Here is a 17,306-nt window from a genome sequence, read left to right as displayed (position 1 = left end):
TCGGTGTCTCGCGGAGGGCGACGAGAAAAATACTACCTGGTCCGGAGGGGTGCTTCGGACCAGGGCCACGGCAGCCGTCAGATGGCCAGGGAGAGCAGTACCGGTCCCGCCTCGCGGTTCAGGGTGTCCGCCGCCTGGCGCAGGCGGTGGGCGTGCTCGACCGGGAGGGAGAGGGCCAGGCAGCCCACCGAGGAGCCGGCCGTGATCGGAACGGCCGCGCAGACCGTGCCCACCGCGTACTCCTGGAGGTCGAGGTGGGGGACGGTCGGCGGCTGGTTCTCCAGGCGGGCGAGCAGCAGCCGGTCGCTGGTGATGGTGCGCGAGGTGAGGCGGGCCATCTTGTGCCGGGAGAGATGGTCGCGGCGGCCGTTGCGATCGAGCTGGCCCAGCAGGCTCTTGCCGAGCGCGGTCGCGTGCGCGGAGACCCGGAAGTCGACCCACTCGTTGACCGCCGGGGTGGTGGGTCCCGCCGCGTACTGGGTGATCGTGACCTCGCCGTCGACGTATCGGCTGACGTAGACCGCCGCGCCCAGGGAGTCGCGCAGCCGGTCCAGGGTCCGCTGGATCTGCTCGCGCACCGCCTGCTCCCGGCCGGCCGCGGAGCCGAGCCGGCTCAGGGCCTCGCCGGTGATGTAGGCGCCGTCGGTGAGCTGCTGGACGTAGCCCTCGCGGCGCAGGGTCCGCAGCAGTATCGTCAGGCGCTCGACGCCGAGGCCGGTGAGACGGGCGAGTTCGGTGTCCGTGACACCGGTGGAGTGCCTCGCGACTGTCTCCAGGATGCGCAGTGCGTCCTGTACCGAGTGGTAGGGAGCGGTCGGCTCGTGCATCAGCGCCACGGTGTTTCTCCCTGCGCTCGCTTTTTGGGCCGTGATACCGGACAGCGAATCTCCTCCACGATAGCCGTCAAACGGCCGATGTGGAGCGGCTGTTGGCGAGATTGTGTCCCTCCCTACACCCTCCGAACTGCGGCGCGAATCCTTTGGCATATTCCTTGGGCATGCCACGCGACGTGGACCTTGGGTGTTCGAATGCTCACATGCAGTAATTGAATAAATGTCAAAGAATCGCGCCGAGAAATTCCCGGGTCCGCTGTTGTTCCGGATCGCCGAAGATCTGCTCCGGCGGGCCCGATTCGACGACCTTTCCCGAGTCGAACATCAGGACTTGGTCGGAAATATCACGGGCGAAATTCATCTCGTGGGTCACACAGAGCATGGTGATGTCGGTGGTGCGGGCGATGTCCCGCAGCACGTCGAGCACGCCCGCGACCAGCTCCGGGTCCAGCGCGGAGGTCACCTCGTCCAGCAGGAGCACCTGCGGCCGCATCGCCAGCGCCCGCGCGATCGCGACGCGCTGCTGCTGGCCGCCGGACAACTGGGTAGGGCGGGCGCCGGCCTTGTCGGCGAGGCCGACCAGGTCGAGCAGCTCCAGGGCGCGCGCCTCCGCCTCGTCCTTGGGCAGGCCCAGGACGGTGACCGGTGCCTCGGTGACATTGCGCAGCACGGTCATGTTCGGGAACAGGTTGAACTGCTGGAAGACCATCCCGATCTTCTTGCGGATCTCCCGGACCTGCTTCTCGGGCGCGGGGAAGAGCCGCTCCCCGTCGACGGTGATCGTGCCCTCGTCCGGCTTCGTCAGCGTCATCAGCAGCCGCAGGATCGTGGTCTTGCCCGACCCGGAGGGACCGATCAGGGTGACGTGCTTGCCGGACTCCACGGAGAAGTCGAGGTCGTCGAGCACGGTGTTGGACCCGAAGCGCTTCGTGACGTGGTCCAGGCGGATCAACTCGCTGCCGTCCACCGGAGGGTTGGCGTGGGCGTCGGGATCGTTCATCAGGGGCGTGTCAGCGGACAAGGCGTCGCTCCAGGGCTCGGATCAGCAGGGAGGCGGGATAGGAGATGAGGACGAAGGCAAGGCCGATCACGGTGATGGGCTCGGTGAACCGGTAGTGCTCCTGCGAGAACAGCCGGGCCTGGCCCATCAGTTCGAGCACGGTGATCACCATCAGGACCGGGGTGTCCTTGAGCATCGCGATCACGTAGTTGCCCAGCGCCGGGATCACCCGGCGGATCGCCTGCGGCAGGATCACCGCGGTCCAGGTCCGGCGCACCGGAAGGTTCAGCGCGGTCGCCGCCTCCCACTGGCCGACGGGCACCGCCTCGATGCCGGCGCGGTAGACCTGCATCGTGTACGTCGAGTAGTGCAGCCCGATCGCGAAGACGCCGGTGGTCAGCGCGGAGAAGGTCAGCCCCCACTCGGGCAGCACATAGAAGAGGAAGAACAACTGCACCAGCAGCGGGGTGTCCCGCACGAACTCGGTGACGACCCCGACCGGCCAGCGCACCCAGCGCGAGGGCGTCCGCATCAGCAGCGCCCACACCAGGCCGAGCACGAACGAGATCAGCGACCCGAGGAGCAGGATCTGCAGGGTGACCTTCAGGCCGTCCCAGAAGTACGGCATGAAGTCGCTCACGGTGTTCCAGTCCCAGTTCACGCGACCCCACCTCCGACACCCGTGGTCTGCGCCCGCTTCAGCTCACGCGCGGCCTTCTCGTTGCCGGGCGCCTTGCCGATCCCGGCCTTCAGCTTCTTCTCCAGCCCGCGCATCAGCCGGGTGAGCGTGAAGGCGATCACGAAGTAGATCAGCAGGATGTACGTGTAGATCTCCGCGCTCTGCTGCAGCGCGAGCCGCACCAGGTTGGCGCTGAAGGTGAGATCGCCCATGCCCATGACGGACACCAGGGCGGTGCCCTTGAGCAGTTCGATCAGCAGGTTGCAGAAGGAGGGGATCATCTCCGGCACCGCCTGCGGCAGCAGGATCAGCCGCATCCGCTGCCAGGGCGTGAAGCTCAGCGCGACCCCGCCCTCCTGCTGGGCCGGGTCGACCGCGTTCAGCGCGCCGCGCACGATCTCCGTGCCGTACGCGCCGTAGGTCAGGCCGAGCGCGAGCGTGCCCGCCCACAGCGGGACGAGCTGCCAGCCGAAGGCGACCGGCAGGACGAAGAACACCCAGAAGATCATGACGAGGGCGGAGGTGCCGCGGAACACCTCGGTGTAGAGACCGGCCAGGAAGCGGACGATCCACAGCCGGTGGGTGCGTGCGATGCCGACGACGAACGACACGACGGTCGCCAACAGCGCGCTGAGGACGAGGAGTTGGACGGTGGTCCAGATCCCCTTCAGGACAAGTTCCCAGAGCCCGGAGGTCATCCGCTACAGAGCTCCTTCGCGGTGAGGTCCGTCATCTCGGCCTTCGTGAACCCGAAGGGCCGCAGGATGCGGAACAACTCCCCGCTCTTCTTGAGCTGGTGCAGCTCGACGTTGAAGGCGTCGCGCAGCTTCGTCTCGGTCGGCCGGAACGCGAACGCGCCCCCGTCGACGCGCGGTTTGCCGTCGACGAGCGGGGCGAAGGGCGTGGTCGACTCGGCCTTGGCGGACTTCTTGACGACCGCGCGGGTGGTGAGCGCCGTACCGGCGAAGACGTCGACACGCCCTGCTTCTACGGCGTTCAGCCCGGCGACCTGGTCCGGCACGATCAGGATGTCGCTCTGCTTGTACCCGGCGTCGACGGCGTGCTGGATCTGCGCGTAGCCGGTGCCGGTGGCGAACCTCGCCTTCTTCGCGACGACGTCCTTGTAGTCGTGCAGCCCCTTCGGATTGCCCTTGCGGACGACGAACGCGTCGAGCACCTGGTAGTCCGGGTCGGCGAAGACGACCTGCTCACAGCGTTCCGGGGTCACGTACATCCCGGCGGCCACGACGTCGAACTGCTGCGAGTTCAGGCCGGGTATGAGCGAGCCGAACTCGGTGGGCACGGGCTGTACCCTGTCGACGCCGAGCCGCTTGAAGATCGCTTCCGCCAACTTCGGTGCCTCACCGGTCAGTTGGCCCTGCTTGTCGATGTACCCGAACGGGATCTCACCCGCTATCCCCAGCCGTACGACGCCCTGCGCCTTCAGCCGGTCGAGGAGTTCACCGCCGCTCGTGGCCGACGCGGTGGCCACCCGGCTGCAGCCGGCCGCGCCCAGCGCACCGGCCGCCGCCACCCCGGCGAGCAGTGCCCGACGGGTGTGACCCGGCGTGTGACCGGATGTGTGTCTGTCGTTCCCAAGTGGTGGAGCCATGGGCGCGCAGCTACCCGACCGCATCCGGGTTATGCACCCTGGATGACATGACGGATCACTTCATCGAGGTCTCACTCGCAAAGCGGAACGTCCACTGCCGGGCAAAACTGCTGGTGGACCGCGCCCCACTGACCTGCGCGGCGATCTGGAACGCACTTCCGCTCGCCGGCGACGTCTACCACGCCAAGTACGCCCGCAACGAGATCTACGCCCTTTTCCCGCCGTTCGCCGAAACGGAACCCCCGCTGGAAAACCCCACGGTCACCCCCATACCGGGCGATCTCTGCTATTTCGCCTTCGCCGGCACGGAACTCGGCACGAAGGCCTACGGCTACGACCGCGAGGTCCGCGCCGGCACGGCGGTCGTCGACCTGGCCCTGTTCTACGAACGCAACAACCTGCTGCTCAACGGTGACGTGGGCTGGGTGCCCGGGATCGTCTGGGGCGAGGTGGTCGACGGGCTGGCGGAGATGGCGGAGGCGTGCAACGACCTGTGGCGGTCGGGGGCGGCGGGGGAGACGCTCAGCTTCCGGCGGGCGTGACGCTCAGCTTCCGGGCCTGAGTCCGGGGGAAGTGCCCCCTGCGCCGTACAGCGCGTGCGCCGCCCGCAGCACCAGGTCGTCCCGGTGCCGCGCCCCCACGATCTGCATCCCGATCGGCAGCCCGTCGCCGTCGTCCCCCACCGGGACGGTGGCGGCGGGCTGCTGGGTCAGGTTGAAGGGGTACGTGAACGGGGTCCAGCTTGTCCAGCGGCGGTACCCGGAACCCTTCGGGACCTCGACTCCCGCCTCGAACGCGGTGATCGGGAGGGTCGGGGTGACGAGGAGGTCGTAGCGCTCGTGGAACAGGCCCATCCTGCGGCCGAGTTCCGCCCGGGCGTCCACCGCCGCCAGATAGTCCAGCGCGGAGAAGCGCGCTCCCGTCGCGCAGATCTCCCGCAGCCCCGGGTCGAGCAACTCCCGCTGCCCCGGCGCGAGTTTCTGGGTGACGCGGGCCGCGCCGCTGAACCACAGGGTGTGGAAGGCGTCCACCGGGTCCGTGAAGTCGGGGTCGGTCTCCTCGACGTACGCGCCGAGTGCGGCCAGTCGCTCCACGCCCCGCCGTACCGCCGCCGCGACCGCCGGACGCACCGCGACCTGCCCGCCGAGGGACGGCGAGTACGCGATCCGCAGGCCCCGCACCCCGCCCGCGAGTCCTTCCGTGAAGTAGCCGGCCGGCCGGTCGAGCCCCGACCAGTCGCGGGCGTCCGGAACGCCGATCACGTCCAGCAGCAGCGCCGCGTCGGCCGCGTCCCGGGTCATCGGGCCGACGTGCGACAGCGTGCCGAACGCGCTCGCCGGGTACAGCGGCACCCTGCCGTACGTCGGCTTCAGGCCGAAGATCCCGCAGAAGGAGGCGGGGATACGGACGCTGCCACCGCCGTCCGTGCCGAGCGACAACGGGCCCGCGCCGAGGGCAACGGCCGCCGCGCTCCCGCCACTTGAGCCACCCGCCGTGCGCGAGGGGTCGTGCGGGTTGCGGGTGATGCCGGACAGCGGGGAGTCGGTGACGCCCTTCCAGCCGAACTCCGGGGTCGTCGTCTTGCCGAGGAACACCGCGCCGTGCTCCCGCAGTCGGGCCACCGAGGGCGCGTCCTCGTCCCAACTGCCTTGCTCCGCGATGGTCTTGGAGCCGCGCAGGGTCGGTGTGCCGCGCTGGAGCAGGATGTCCTTCACGGTGACCGGCACCCCGTCGAGGAGTCCGGCCGGCTCCCCGCGCCGCCAGCGCTCCGCCGACTGTGCCGCCCGCGCCAACGCGCCCTCCGCGTCGAGCCGTACGAACGCGTTCACGGCGGGCTGGATCTCCTCGGCCCGGTCCAGGGTCGCGCGGGTCGCCTCCACGGGGCTGAACTCCCCTCTGCGGTAGCCGTCCAGGAGTTCCACGGCGGTCAGCTCGGTGAGTTCGGTCGTCATCCGGCCCTCCAGAGTGGGGAGTTCAGTGCCCCGGTACGTACCCACGCTTCTTGTCGACCACGTTCGGCAGCGGCCTGCCCGCCTCCCATTTCTCGTACGCCGCGACGAACTGGGTGCCGAGTTCGTCCCGCCAGCCGACCGTGTCGCCGCTCATGTGCGGGGAGACGATCAGCCCCGGGACCTGCCACAACGGGCTGTCGGGGGTGAGGGGTTCGGCCTCGAAGACGTCGAGTGCGGCGCCCGCGATCCAGCGCTTGGTGAGCGCCTCCACGAGCGCGCCCTCCACGACGAGTTGGCCCCGTCCCACGTTGACGAAGCGCGCCGAGGGCTGCATGCAGCCGAACCGGCGGGCGTCGAACATGCCGCGCGTCTCGTCGGTGAGCGGGGCCGCCGAGATCACCCAGTCGGCGCGGGCCATCAGCCGGTCGAGTTCGCCGGGGCCGTGGATCCCGGTGCGCGGGGTGCGGCCGACGAGCGCGGTCGTCACGCCGAGTGCCTTGAGGGTGCGGACGATCGCCCGACCGATCGGCCCGGAACCGACCACGCACGCACGGGTCCCGGCCACCCGCTGTGCCTCGCGATGCCGCCAGGTCCGCTCCCGCTGGAGGTCCAGCGTCCGCGGCAGATCCTTGGCCATCGCGAGGACGAGCGCGGCGACGTACTCGGCGATCGGCTGGTCGAAGACGCCCCGCGCGTTCGTCACCACGGTGTCGGAGTCCGCGAGTTCGGGGCACATCAGGTGGTCCACACCCGCGCTGGCCGTGTGCACCCAGCGCGGTCGCGGACCCTCGCCGGGCCACGCGGCGCGCACCGCGTGCGAGGTGAAGTCCCACACCAACAGGACGTCGGCGGACGGCAGTTGATCCGCGAGCGTCGACGCGTCGGCGTGCGCGATCCGTACCCGCCCGGTGAGCTTCCCGAGCCGGGGCAGCGGGTCGGCGTCCAGGACGAGAAGGGTGGGCAGGGCGGCGGGAGTTGCGGTCATGCGGAGCCGTTTCTCGCGGAAAACAACAGGGATGCGGCCGTCTGACATGCGCGGATTGACCACGCTCGCACTCGAACCTACCTTCGTCAACACGGACGCCCGCACGGACCGTTGTCACCCCGTTTCTCTTGGTGAGGCCGGTGTAGCCATGCACGTTTCCTTCCTGGGCGGACCCCGCCCGCAGCGCGGTGTCGGTGTCGTCGCCCCCTTCGATTTCGCGCTGGACCGCGAGTTGTGGCGCTGGGTCCCCGACGACATCTCGCTGCACCTCACGCGGACGCCGTTCGTACCCGTGGAGGTCAGCCTCGACCTGGCCCGTCTGGTCAGCGAGCACGAGACCCTGCACGACGCGGTCCGCACGCTCAACGCGATCGCCCCCGAGGTCGTCGCGTACGCCTGTACCTCCGGGAGCTTCGTCGGCGGACTCGCCGGGGAACGCGCGATGTGCGAGGCGATGACCCGGGCCGGCGAGGTCCCGTCCCTGACCACCTCGGGCGCCCTGCTCGCCGCCCTCACCGAACTCGGCGCCCGCCGGATCGCCCTGGTCACGCCGTACACGGTGTCCGTCACGCAGTCCCTGGAGGAGTACCTCGCCGAGGCCGGCGTCGAGGTCATCGGCCGCGCCTTCATGGGCCTGACCAGGCACATCTGGAAGGTGCCTTACCGCGACGTCGTCGACATGGCCCGGCAGGCCGTCCGGGGCGCCGCCGACGCGCTGTTCATCAGTTGCACCAACCTTCCGACGTACGACGTGATCCCCCAGTTGGAGGCGGAGCTGCGCATACCGGTCGTATCGGCCAACCAGGTCACGATGTGGGCAGCCCTGCGCCGACTGGGTACCCGTGCCGTGGGCCCCTATCAGGCGCTGCTGGACGAGTCGGCGCGCCGCCGGGGGCCGGTACTGCCGGAAGAACACCAGGAAGGCTGGTCATGACCGCACTCGGATTCCTCTACCCGGGCCACTCCGCCGAGGACGACTACCCGCGCATCGAACAGCTCCTCGGCAGCGACGTGCGCCTCGACGTGGTCCACACGGACATCGGCGAGGACGCACACCGCGTGGACGCGCTCCTGGAGATGGGCTCCCCCGAGCGGCTCGCGGCAGGCGTCGGACAACTCCGCATGTCGGGCGCCGAGGCCGTCGTCTGGGCCTGCACCAGCGGCAGTTTCGTCTACGGCTGGGAGGGCGCCCACGACCAGGTCCGCGCCCTGGCCCGGGCGGCGGGCCTGCCGGCGTCGTCGACGTCCTTCGCCTTCGTGTACGCGGCGAAGGAGCTGGGGGTGCGACGGGTTGCCGTGGGCGCGACGTACCCGGACGACGTGGCGGCGCTCTTCGCGGACTTCCTGCGGGCCGGGGGAGTGGAACCGGCCGCGGTGCGCGCCTCCGGGATCGTCACCGCGGCGGAGGTCGGCACCTGGGGCCGGGACGAGGTGCTGGCACTGGCCCGGTCCGTGGACGGCCCGGACATCGAGGCGATCCTCCTCCCGGACACGGCCCTGCACACCGCCGGTCATCTCACCGACCTGGAGAAGGAGTTGGGCAAGCCGGTCCTCACGGCGAACCAGGTCACGGTGTGGGAGGCGCTGCGGCTGGCGGACCGCAAGGTCAACGCGCCTGACCTGGGGGCCCTGTTCACGAAGGAACCGCTCGTACAGGCCTGATCCGTAAGGGGATTGGGCGCTCAGTCGGCCGGCTTCAGCAGCGCGTTCAGCCGTTCGAGGAGTGCCAGCGCTTCCCCGGGATCGGCGGTGGCGGCGGCGAGTGCCGGGGTGATCGGGGCCTCGCGGACCGCCGTCATGCGCGGGGACGGCTCGGGGCTGGTGCGCAGCAGGGTGCGGCGGCCGTCCGTCGGGTCGGGCTCGGTGACGAGTGCGTCGGCGGAGCGCAGCCGGGCCACGCAGTTGGAGACCTGGCTCTGTACCAGCCCGGTGCGCCGGGCGACCTCGGTGACCGTGGTGCCGGGGTGGTCCCTGATGTCGGCGGCGACGATCAGGACCGTACGGGTGCTGGTGGGGTGGTCGCCGATGCCCTCGGCCGGGATGGCGGACTCCGCGATCTTCTGGAGGCGGACGCCCAGCAGGAACAGATCGTCGACGTTCATGGAACCAGGTATATCAGAAAGAGATGCATCTCATCTTGATGCATCTAGATCTGATGTATATGTTTCTCGTCATGAAGCAGAAGACAGCAACGCCGAAGCTGCGCGGAAACCCCTGGGCCGTCCTGACCACGCTCTCCCTCGGGTTCTTCATGACCCTCCTCGACATGACGATCGTCAACATCGCGATCCCCGACGTGATGCGCTCCCTGCACGCGGACCTCGACCAGGTCATGTGGATGGTCAGCGGCTACACGCTCGTCCTCGCCGCCCTGCTGGTGACCTCCGCCCGGCTCGGCGACATGAAGGGCCAGCGCACCCTGTTCGTCGCCGGAACCGGCCTGTTCACCCTGGCCAGCGCGGCCTGCGGCCTGGCCACCGGGCCTACGACGCTGATCGCGGCCCGGATCGCCCAGGGCCTCGGCGCGGCCCTGCTCACCCCGCAGACCATGGCGCTGATCGTCGCCACCTTCCCCGCCGCCCGGCGCGGTACCGCCCTCGGCGTCTGGGGCTCGGTCGCCGGCGTGGCCACCCTCTCCGGCCCCACCCTCGGCGGCCTGATCGTCAGTACGCTCGGCTGGCGCTGGGTGTTCTTCGTCAACATCCCCGTCGGCCTGCTGGTCCTCGCCCTCACCTTCCGCTGGGTGCCCGACCTGCGCACCGGCCGCGCCCACCGCCTGGACCTCCCCGGCGTCCTGCTCTCCGGCGCCGCGCTGACCGGCCTCACCTTCGCCCTGATGGAGGGCGACCGCTACTCCTGGAACCCCGGGATCTGGACCCTCGCCGCCTGCTCCCTGGCCCTCGGATTCCTCTTCCTCCGCCACCAGGCCCGCCGTCAGGACGCCGAACCCCTCGTCCCCTTCGCCCTGTTCGCCGACCGGGGCTTCACCGTCATGACCGCCCTGATGGGCGCGATCGGCGCCGCCCTGATCGGCGCGGTCCTCCCGCTCAGCCTCTTCCTCCAGCAGCAACTCGGCCTCAGTGCGGTCCACGCCGGCCTCGCCCTGGCCCCGTCCCCGCTCGTCTCGCTCCTCGTCTCGCCGTACGCGGGCCGCCTGAGCGACCGGATCGGCGGCCGGCGCGTCCTCCTCGCCGGGCTTCTGTCCTTCGCCACGGGCCTCACCGCGGCCCTCCTCCTGACGGGCCCGGGCGCCCATGCGTCGACCCTCACCCTGCCCCTGATGCTCATGGGCCTCGGCACCGGCTGCATGATCGCCCCGCTGTCGACCGAGGCGATGCGCAACGTCCCGCCGCACCTGGCCGGAGCGGCCTCGGGCGTCAACAACACGGTCCGGCAACTGGGTTCGGTCCTGGGAGCGGCGGCCACGGCGGCCCTGATGACGGTCGGCTCGTCACCGCTCGCCGGTCTGCATCTGGCGATGGCGCTCCCGGTGGTCCTGCTCGCGGTCGCGGCCGGGGCCCTCGTGGTGCCCTCGCGCCGCCATCCGGCCCGCGCACCCGGGAATAAAGCGGAGACAGCCTCCTGTTAGCCCGGGAAGGAACCGCACAGCTCACAACAGGAGGCACCCACCGTGGCGGCAGACGACGAGGTCCGGGGCACGACCGACGAGATCCGGGGTACGGCGCGAGGCACCGCCCCCGTCCCCCTCTCCGTACTGGACCTGGTGACCGTGGGCGCCGGCCGCACCGCCACGGACGCGCTCCGCACCAGCGTGCGGATCGCCGAGCTCGCCGAGTCGCGCGGTTTCCACCGCTACTGGGTCGCCGAGCACCACTCGATGCCGGGCATCGCCTCCTCCTCACCCGCCGTGATCCTGGGCCATCTCGCGGCCCACACGGACCGCATCCGCCTCGGCTCGGGCGGCATCATGCTCCCGAACCACGCGCCGCTCGTCATCGCGGAACAGTTCGGCACCCTGGAGGCGCTCGCCCCGAACCGTGTCGACCTCGGCCTCGGCCGCGCCCCCGGCACCGACGGCGCCACCGCCGCCGCCCTGCGCCGGACCGACCGCCTCAACGAAGGTGCCGACGACTTTCCCGAGCAACTCGCCGAGCTGACCCGCTTCTTGGACGACGACTTCCCCGACGGCCACCCCTACGCCCGCATCCACGCGGTCCCCGGCCCGATCCAGTCGACCTCACCCGGCGGCGTGCAGTCCCCGCACCGCCCCCCGATCTGGCTGCTCGGCTCCTCCGGCTTCAGCGCCCGCCTCGCCGGCATGCTCGGCCTGCCGTTCGCCTTCGCCCACCACTTCTCCGCGCAGAACACCGTCCCGGCGCTCGACCTCTACCGCGAGTCCTTCCGCCCGAGCGCGGTGCTCGACGCGCCGTACTCTCTGATCGGCGTCTCCGCCCTCGCCACCGACGACGAGAAGGAGGCCCGCCGCCAGGTGCTGGCCGCCGCCCTCAACATGGTCCGGCTGCGCACCGGCCGCCCCGGGCTGGTGCCCACCCCGGAAGAGGCCGAGGCGTACGAATTCAGCCCCATGGAGCGGGAGTTCATCACCTCCTGGAACGCCAACGTCATCCACGGCACGGTCGACGAGGTCCGCACCGGACTCGACGATCTGCAAAAGCGCACCGGCGCCGACGAGTTGATGCTCACGTCCCACGCCCACAGCGCGGACCTGCGGCTGCGCTCGTACGAACTGATCGCCGACGCCTATGAGTTGACGGCGGATCAGGAAGCCTGACACTCGACGGCCGATCAGGAAGCCTGATTGCAGGCCTTCGTCCCCAGCAGCTCGGAGATACGATCCGGCGCCACCGGACGGGAGTACAGCCACCCCTGTCCGGTGTCGCACCCGATGCGGCGCAGCCGGGCGGCCTGTGAAGAGGTCTCCACGCACTCGGCGGTCACCGACAGCCCCAGCCGGTGGGCGAGTTGGATCATCGCCTCGACGATCACCTCGTCCGCCGGGTTCGGCGGGACGCCCTCGCCCTCGTACTGGAAGCCGCGCACGAAGGACCCGTCCAGCTTCAGCACGGAGACCGGCAGCCGGCTCAGATACGCCAGGTTCGAGTATCCGGTGCCGAAGTCGTCGATGGCGATCTGCACCCCCATGTCGCTCAGCGCCTGGAGCGCCTGCAACGGCCGCCCCGCCGACCCCATCACCGCCGACTCGGTCAGCTCCAACTGCAGCAGCCGCGGCGCCAGTCCGGTCTCGGCCAGGACCTCCGCCACATCCGCGACCAGATCCGAGTCCCACACCTGGCGTACGGCCACGTTGACGCTCACGAAGATCGGCGGCTCGTCCGGGTGGTCCACCTGCCAACGGCGGGCCTGGCGGCAGGCGGTGACCAGGACCCAGCGGCCGAGCTGCACGATCGAGCCGTCCTCCTCGGCCAGTCCGATGAACCGATTCGGCGTCAGCATGCCGAACTGCGGGTGGTTCCAGCGGACCAACGCCTCGACTCCGCGCAGCCGCCCGCTCTCCATGCCCACCAACGGCTGGTACTCCAGGGTGAATTCACCCCGCTCGATGGCCGGACGGAGCGTGGAGGCAAGTGCCTGGCGGGTCATGCGGTGCGCGTTGCGTTCCGGATCGAACAGCGTCCAGCGGGACTTGCCGTCCGCCTTCGCCCAGTACAGCGTCGTGTCGGCGGCCTGCATCAGCCCGGTGGCCGTCGTACCGGCCGCCTGCCGCTCGACCACACCGATCGACGCCGACAACGACAGCCGCTGCCCGGACAGGTCGAAGGGCGCCTGGAGCGCCTTCAGTACCGACTCGGCGAGATCGGCCAGTTGATCGGTGCCGGTCGAGTCCTCGACGAGCAGCGCGAACTCGTCCCCGCCCAGCCGCGCCACCAGCGGTGCGGTGGCCCGGGCGAGGCCCGCCTCGTCCGCGCACCGCGTGAGCCGCTCGGCCACGGCCGCCAGCAGCCGGTCGCCGACGCGGTGGCCGAGCGTGTCGTTGACCGCCTTGAAGCCGTCGAGATCCAGATAGCACAGGCCGATCCGTCCGGTACCGCCCCGCTCGTACGACTCCGCCTCCAGCGCGGCCGACAGCCGCTCGAAGAACAGGGTGCGGTTCGGCAGCCGGGTCACCGGGTCGTGCATCTCCAAGTGCCGTAGCCGCGCCTGGAGTTCACGGCGGGCGCTGATGTCGGTGAGTGACAGCAGCACGCCGTGCTCCGCCGCCGGCAGCGGAGCGGCGGTCACCTGCACCCACAGCACGTGCCCGTCGGGGTGCTTGACCCGGCGGGTGCAGCTCAGCTTGGCCTGCCGGCCGCCGAGCACCTCGCGATAGCCGTGCCAGGTGCGGGCGTCCGCCTTCAGGTCCATCAACTCGGCCGCGACCAGCCCGGTCAGGGCAGCGCCCGGCTTGCCGAGCAGCGCGCCGAACGTGTCGTTCGCGCTGACGACCAGACCGTCACGGTCCACGACGGCCATCGCGAGGGGGGCCGCGGAGAAGGCCGACCCGAACGGGCCGGCGGCGGAGAAGGCGGACCCGAGCGGTCCGTCCTCGGGGAAACTGACACGAGGCAATGCCTCGCCATTACTCTCTGTTACGGCCGGCCGGATGAGGTCTGCCGCGGGCGCCGGCCCTTCGGACGTTCCGCTCACCGCTCGCTCCCGCAGTGCACTCGATCTTCGGATGGGTCTCGTCGGGATGGCCGACCGGGTGGGGGGCCGCCGCGCCGTGTCCGTGCAGGAAAGTGTGCCGATCATAGAGGTTGGCCCCCGGCCCTTCCAGCCACTGTCCAGTGTCCCGGAACAACGGCCGGTTCCGGCAGATCGTTTCCGCCCGCACCTGGACGGGTTCTTCAAATGGCCGACCACATGTGACGTTCCGTGAGTGTTTCCGGATGTCGGCCCGGGCGTGTCTCGGCCGTCCCGAGCGGCCCCCTCACTCATCTGGTGCAGATAAACAGGGCGTACCCCAACAAACCATCACAGGCTGGGTGTCGGTGTCCCGTGAACCCGCTCCCGGAGGTCCAACGTGCCGTGTCAGCTCCCCCTCAAGGGGCTCTCCCGTACGGCGCTCAGGGGGCTCGCCCAGTGGCGGACGCGACCCGGACTGCGCGGCACCGCGGCCGTGTTCACCACCATGTCCGCGCTCGCCGCGACCTCGATCATGTCCAGCCAGTCGGTCGCCGAGCCCTTCTCGACCACGCCCTGCGCCCTCAAGCGCACCGAGGCCCACCACTCGGAGGGCCTGGACACCTGGAACACCGCCTATGTGCGCCCCACCCGCCCGCTCGACGCGGTGATGATCTTCCTCTCCTTCCCCGACGCGACCCCGCGGACCACCCCCGCCGCCCTGGCCGCCGACCACTTCCCGGCCACCACCCGCTTCTACGAACGCGCCTCCTACGGCCGGTTCACGCTCCGCCCGCACCCGCTGCGGAACTGGATCCGCATGCCGCACCCCTCGACGTCGTACGCCATACAGCGCGACTGGAACCCGGTGAACCGCGCCGCGTACCTGCGCGACGCCCTCGCCGCCGCCGACCCCGAGGTCGACTTCTCGCGCTACGACGTCGTGTACTTCGTCGCCGATCCGGATGCCCCCGGTGTCGACTCGGACGCGACCAAGGTCGTGAACCTGGACACCCCGCTGCGGGCCGACGGCACGGACATCCGCCGGGTCGTCACCGTGTTCGAGAAGCACCCGCCGGACCGGCTGGTCCTCGCCCACGAGACCGGCCATGTCTTCGACCTGCCGGACCTCTACCACCGGCCGGTGGACGGCAAGGGCGACTGGGACACCTATGTCGGCGACTGGGATCTGATGGGCAGTCAATTCGGGCTCTCCCCGGACCTGTTCGCCTGGCACAAGTGGAAGCTGGGCTGGCTGGATCCGCGCCAGGTGGTGTGCGTACGGGGGACCGCGCCGACCCGGCTGACCCTGGAACCCGTGGCCGCCGGCCCCGGTGCCTCGCTCGCCGGTGGTGCCGCGGGATCGCCTGCGTTCGGACTCGGCCTCGGGGTCAAGCTGGCGGTCGTGCGCACCGGGACCGACAGCGCGCTGGCCTTCGAGGCGCGCAGCCCCGTCGGCAACGACACCACGGGCTGCAAGCAGGGCGTCCTCGTCTACCGGGTGCGCGACGGCGCCGCCTCCGGAAGCGGCCCGATCCAGGTCGTCGACGCCCACCCGCGCACCGAGGCCTGCTGGGAGACCTCGGTCTACCCGCCGCTCGCCGACGCCCCGGTCTCCCTCGGTGAGAGCTTCACCGTGCCCGGCGACAACGTACGGGTGGAGGTGGAGGCCCGGACGGTGTCCGGGGCCTGGACGGTGGTGATCACCCCGGCGGCGGAGAACTGAGGGGGCACAAGGCCCGCTCCAGTCGTCCTTAAGCCGTGGTGTAGCGCTTCTGTTCATCCTGACCGAAGTGGTACGGGCCGGGCGGCGAGGTGGGAGGCGGGACGGCATGGCTGGAGGAGGGGTCGGGCGCGGAGCCGGAGGCGGACGGCGGGGCGGGCGGGTGGCGGCGTTCCGCAGGTGGTGCGACGACCTGCTGATGGCGTTCGGTCTGCCCTACCTCTGCGCGTGCGCCGAGAACGACCTTCGGGAACCGCCCGCCGGACACCCGGAACGACTGCGCCCGGACCGCCCGCTCACCGCGTACGAGGTATGGCTGACGGACCAGCTCACCCCAGCGCCGGGCATGCGAAAGGCGTCCTCGGATAACCGAGGACGCCCAGGTCAGCGACCTAATCGCTAGTGCGCCGCCAGGGACTCGAACCCCGGACCCGCTGATTAAGAGTCAGCTGCTCTAACCAACTGAGCTAGCGGCGCCTGCTGACGTCGTAGACCTTAGCATCCTGATCGGCGCGAGGAAAAATCGATATCCGTACGGCGGTCCGGGCCGCCCGCACGGCCGCCCAGAGCAGGATTTCGGCGCCGGGAAGCCAGGGTCGGCGGGTGTCCGGAGCGACCAGCCAGCGCGCGTCGAACGAGGTCGGCGAGGCCGCGCCGGCCGGCGCCGGGACGGTCACCGCGTCGCCCTTGCCGTGACACAGCAGCGGCGGGACGGACCCCGTGCGGCTGTGCTCTCCGGGGTGCGCGCCCCACTCCTCCCAGCCCAGCAACGACGGCAGCCGCTGAGCCGTGCCGGGGCTGGCGAACAGGAGCATCCGCCCCCGGTACGTGGCGACCGGCCCGGAGCCGGGACCCTCGTCCCACAGACGGTCGACCATACGGCGGCCGAAGATCGCCGGGGCGTTCACCACGTCGAAGGCGGAGCCGCAGGGCAGGACGACCGGGGCGTCCGGGCGCTCTTTCCAGAAGGCGAGAGTACTGCGCGGATACGTTTCCGCCGAGGCGAGCCAGGCGGCACCGTCCGAGGTGACGCCCGAGATGTCGAAGCGGTCGGCGAAGGGCTCATCCTGTGTGCGGCTCATGTCCCATAGATCTACCGGCCGTGAGCGTCTGCTCTCTGAGGGTTGCCGGAAATCGGGACAGGAGGGGGCGGGAGGGAGTATCTTGCCCGACCGGCATATGCCAGAAGGTCTTTCTCGTGCCGGGTGGGACGCGGTGCGCGGCGCGGGAGTTGTGGGGGTGGCGGGTGTTGTGGGAGCCGTGCGTGGCGCGGGAGTTGTGGGTGCCGCCGGGATTGCGGGCCCAGGGCCCTGATCCGGCCGGGGTCACACCGGGTCGACGGCCCCGGGCTCACACCGGGTCGGCGCCTCCGCTGTCCCGCCCCTCCGTGCCGCGCAGCAGATCGCGACCGAACTCAACCATCTTCTTCGCGTAGTCCTCGGTCCACTCGGCCCGCTCGGCGATGTCCGCCGGCGTCAGCCGGTCGAACCGGCGCGGATCGGCGAGCTGCGCCGCCGCGATCGCCTGGAACTCCACCGCGCGGTCGGTCGCGGCGCGGAACGCGTGCGTCAGCTCCGTCGCACGGGCCAGCAGTGCGCGGGGGTCGTCTATCGACTCCAGGTCGAAGAAGTGCTCCGGGTCCTCGGCCGCCTGCGCGGGCTCGAAGAGCAGGGGCGCGGGGCGTAGCCGCGATTCGTTGCGACGCGGCGTGTGCTCCGCCATGTCTTCTCCTCCTCGTACGTCACGGATGACCCGCCTCACGAGCCGGACCACCGTCCATTGTCCCCCGGCGGCGCAAGGGGCCCCGGGCATACTCCCGGGGCACGGATCCCGCACCGCGTGATTGGCTGCCCAGCGGACCGGTGCGGTATGCCTCACGGACCGCCCGAACCCCGAGGAGCCGCAGGTCACGGTCTCCG

General features: G+C 70.6%; 18 protein-coding genes and 1 tRNA gene. 7 read left to right on the top strand and 12 right to left on the bottom strand.

What is annotated here, in order from left to right; genetic code table 11:
* Positions 1-77 precede the first annotated feature (77 nt).
* From OG223_RS20345 to ehuB, 5 genes are all read right to left on the bottom strand, one after another.
* Positions 78-836, bottom strand: coding sequence for an IclR family transcriptional regulator (locus OG223_RS20345; protein ID WP_329250434.1), 759 nt, complete (start codon positions 834-836; stop codon positions 78-80).
* Positions 837-1,056: 220 nt separating this feature from the next.
* Positions 1,057-1,833 carry an ectoine/hydroxyectoine ABC transporter ATP-binding protein EhuA gene (gene ehuA, locus OG223_RS20340; RefSeq protein ID WP_329265394.1) on the bottom strand — a complete coding sequence of 259 codons (777 nt, stop codon included), beginning with the start codon at positions 1,831-1,833 and terminating at the stop codon, positions 1,057-1,059.
* A gap of 10 nt (positions 1,834-1,843) precedes the next feature.
* Positions 1,844-2,494 carry an ectoine/hydroxyectoine ABC transporter permease subunit EhuD gene (gene ehuD / locus OG223_RS20335; protein ID WP_329250431.1) on the bottom strand — a complete coding sequence of 217 codons (651 nt, stop codon included), beginning with the start codon at positions 2,492-2,494 and terminating at the stop codon, positions 1,844-1,846.
* Positions 2,491-3,210 (bottom strand): ectoine/hydroxyectoine ABC transporter permease subunit EhuC, encoded by a 720-nt coding sequence (gene ehuC / locus OG223_RS20330; protein WP_329250428.1) that lies wholly within the window; start codon positions 3,208-3,210, stop codon positions 2,491-2,493. The genes ehuD and ehuC overlap by 4 nt, the downstream gene beginning before the upstream one ends.
* Complete coding sequence (gene ehuB / locus OG223_RS20325) at positions 3,207-4,124, bottom strand: ectoine/hydroxyectoine ABC transporter substrate-binding protein EhuB (RefSeq protein ID WP_329250426.1); 918 nt, start codon at positions 4,122-4,124, stop codon at positions 3,207-3,209. Before ehuB ends, ehuC begins: the two co-directional genes overlap by 4 nt.
* A 47-nt stretch (positions 4,125-4,171) precedes the next feature.
* On the opposite strand from ehuB, the gene OG223_RS20320 reads away from it, so the two are divergent.
* A complete protein-coding gene (locus OG223_RS20320) occupies positions 4,172-4,666 on the top strand; it encodes a DUF3830 family protein (protein WP_329250424.1) in 495 nt (164 codons plus the stop codon).
* A 3-nt stretch (positions 4,667-4,669) separates the two neighbouring features.
* Here the strand turns inward: OG223_RS20320 and OG223_RS20315 are convergent, their stop codons facing one another.
* Together OG223_RS20315 and OG223_RS20310 are read right to left on the bottom strand one after the other, a co-directional pair.
* A complete protein-coding gene (locus tag OG223_RS20315; protein ID WP_329250421.1) occupies positions 4,670-6,076 on the bottom strand; it encodes an amidase in 1,407 nt (468 codons plus the stop codon).
* Between the two features lie 22 nt (positions 6,077-6,098).
* The gene (locus OG223_RS20310; RefSeq protein WP_329250419.1) at positions 6,099-7,061 is read right to left on the bottom strand and encodes a D-2-hydroxyacid dehydrogenase; all 963 of its coding nucleotides are present in this window, start codon (positions 7,059-7,061) and stop codon (positions 6,099-6,101) included.
* Positions 7,062-7,209: 148 nt separating this feature from the next.
* Here OG223_RS20310 and OG223_RS20305 point away from each other — a divergent pair, with 148 nt between their 5' ends.
* Both OG223_RS20305 and OG223_RS20300 read left to right on the top strand, forming a co-directional pair.
* On the top strand, positions 7,210-7,995 hold the full coding sequence (locus OG223_RS20305) for a maleate cis-trans isomerase family protein (RefSeq protein WP_329250417.1): 786 nt from the start codon (positions 7,210-7,212) through the stop codon (positions 7,993-7,995).
* Positions 7,992-8,723, top strand: coding sequence for a maleate cis-trans isomerase family protein (locus OG223_RS20300; RefSeq protein WP_329250414.1), 732 nt, complete (start codon positions 7,992-7,994; stop codon positions 8,721-8,723). The genes OG223_RS20305 and OG223_RS20300 overlap by 4 nt, the downstream gene beginning before the upstream one ends.
* A gap of 20 nt (positions 8,724-8,743) precedes the next feature.
* On the opposite strand, the gene OG223_RS20295 is transcribed toward OG223_RS20300, so the two are convergent.
* Positions 8,744-9,163 carry a helix-turn-helix domain-containing protein gene (locus OG223_RS20295; RefSeq protein ID WP_329250412.1) on the bottom strand — a complete coding sequence of 140 codons (420 nt, stop codon included), beginning with the start codon at positions 9,161-9,163 and terminating at the stop codon, positions 8,744-8,746.
* 71 nt (positions 9,164-9,234) lie between these two features.
* Here OG223_RS20295 and OG223_RS20290 point away from each other — a divergent pair, with 71 nt between their 5' ends.
* The gene (locus OG223_RS20290) at positions 9,235-10,650 is read left to right on the top strand and encodes a DHA2 family efflux MFS transporter permease subunit (RefSeq protein ID WP_329250409.1); all 1,416 of its coding nucleotides are present in this window, start codon (positions 9,235-9,237) and stop codon (positions 10,648-10,650) included.
* A gap of 42 nt (positions 10,651-10,692) precedes the next feature.
* On the top strand, positions 10,693-11,814 hold the full coding sequence (locus OG223_RS20285) for an LLM class flavin-dependent oxidoreductase (protein WP_329250406.1): 1,122 nt from the start codon (positions 10,693-10,695) through the stop codon (positions 11,812-11,814).
* A 14-nt stretch (positions 11,815-11,828) separates the two neighbouring features.
* On the opposite strand, the gene OG223_RS20280 is transcribed toward OG223_RS20285, so the two are convergent.
* Positions 11,829-13,688: a putative bifunctional diguanylate cyclase/phosphodiesterase gene (locus OG223_RS20280; protein WP_329250403.1), complete on the bottom strand. Its 1,860-nt coding sequence runs from the start codon at positions 13,686-13,688 to the stop codon at positions 11,829-11,831.
* Positions 13,689-14,064: 376 nt separating this feature from the next.
* On the opposite strand from OG223_RS20280, the gene OG223_RS20275 reads away from it, so the two are divergent.
* Positions 14,065-15,390, top strand: coding sequence for a M6 family metalloprotease domain-containing protein (locus OG223_RS20275; protein WP_329250400.1), 1,326 nt, complete (start codon positions 14,065-14,067; stop codon positions 15,388-15,390).
* Between the two features lie 106 nt (positions 15,391-15,496).
* Positions 15,497-15,790, top strand: a complete 294-nt coding sequence (locus tag OG223_RS53965) for a DUF6059 family protein (RefSeq protein WP_443073728.1) — start codon at positions 15,497-15,499, stop codon at positions 15,788-15,790.
* Here the strand turns inward: OG223_RS53965 and OG223_RS20270 are convergent.
* From OG223_RS20270 to OG223_RS20260, 3 genes are all read right to left on the bottom strand, one after another.
* Positions 15,791-15,864 (bottom strand) — tRNA-Lys (locus OG223_RS20270). It abuts the gene before it with no gap.
* Positions 15,855-16,469 carry a bifunctional DNA primase/polymerase gene (locus tag OG223_RS20265; protein ID WP_329250397.1) on the bottom strand — a complete coding sequence of 205 codons (615 nt, stop codon included), beginning with the start codon at positions 16,467-16,469 and terminating at the stop codon, positions 15,855-15,857. The genes OG223_RS20270 and OG223_RS20265 overlap by 10 nt, the downstream gene beginning before the upstream one ends.
* A 268-nt stretch (positions 16,470-16,737) precedes the next feature.
* Positions 16,738-17,109: a hypothetical protein gene (locus tag OG223_RS20260; protein WP_019056620.1), complete on the bottom strand. Its 372-nt coding sequence runs from the start codon at positions 17,107-17,109 to the stop codon at positions 16,738-16,740.
* Positions 17,110-17,306 lie beyond the last annotated feature (197 nt).

The organism is Streptomyces sp. NBC_01478 (assembly GCF_036227225.1).
In the GTDB taxonomy this organism is placed as follows: domain Bacteria; phylum Actinomycetota; class Actinomycetes; order Streptomycetales; family Streptomycetaceae; genus Streptomyces.
The sequence above is the reverse complement of the archived record's forward strand: the minus strand, read 5'-3'. Positions and strand labels throughout refer to the sequence as shown.

Coding starts and splice junctions, on each gene's coding strand:
- ehuA (WP_329265394.1), bottom strand. CDS start 1,833: ATGAACGATCCCGACGCCCACGCCAACCCTCCGGTGGACGGCAGCGAG.
- ehuC (WP_329250428.1), bottom strand. CDS start 3,210: ATGACCTCCGGGCTCTGGGAACTTGTCCTGAAGGGGATCTGGACCACC.
- ehuB (WP_329250426.1), bottom strand. CDS start 4,124: ATGGCTCCACCACTTGGGAACGACAGACACACATCCGGTCACACGCCG.
- OG223_RS20320 (WP_329250424.1), top strand. CDS start 4,172: ATGACGGATCACTTCATCGAGGTCTCACTCGCAAAGCGGAACGTCCAC.
- OG223_RS20315 (WP_329250421.1), bottom strand. CDS start 6,076: ATGACGACCGAACTCACCGAGCTGACCGCCGTGGAACTCCTGGACGGC.
- OG223_RS20310 (WP_329250419.1), bottom strand. CDS start 7,061: ATGACCGCAACTCCCGCCGCCCTGCCCACCCTTCTCGTCCTGGACGCC.
- OG223_RS20305 (WP_329250417.1), top strand. CDS start 7,210: ATGCACGTTTCCTTCCTGGGCGGACCCCGCCCGCAGCGCGGTGTCGGT.
- OG223_RS20300 (WP_329250414.1), top strand. CDS start 7,992: ATGACCGCACTCGGATTCCTCTACCCGGGCCACTCCGCCGAGGACGAC.
- OG223_RS20295 (WP_329250412.1), bottom strand. CDS start 9,163: ATGAACGTCGACGATCTGTTCCTGCTGGGCGTCCGCCTCCAGAAGATC.
- OG223_RS20290 (WP_329250409.1), top strand. CDS start 9,235: ATGAAGCAGAAGACAGCAACGCCGAAGCTGCGCGGAAACCCCTGGGCC.
- OG223_RS53965 (WP_443073728.1), top strand. CDS start 15,497: ATGGCTGGAGGAGGGGTCGGGCGCGGAGCCGGAGGCGGACGGCGGGGC.
- OG223_RS20265 (WP_329250397.1), bottom strand. CDS start 16,469: ATGAGCCGCACACAGGATGAGCCCTTCGCCGACCGCTTCGACATCTCG.
- OG223_RS20260 (WP_019056620.1), bottom strand. CDS start 17,109: ATGGCGGAGCACACGCCGCGTCGCAACGAATCGCGGCTACGCCCCGCG.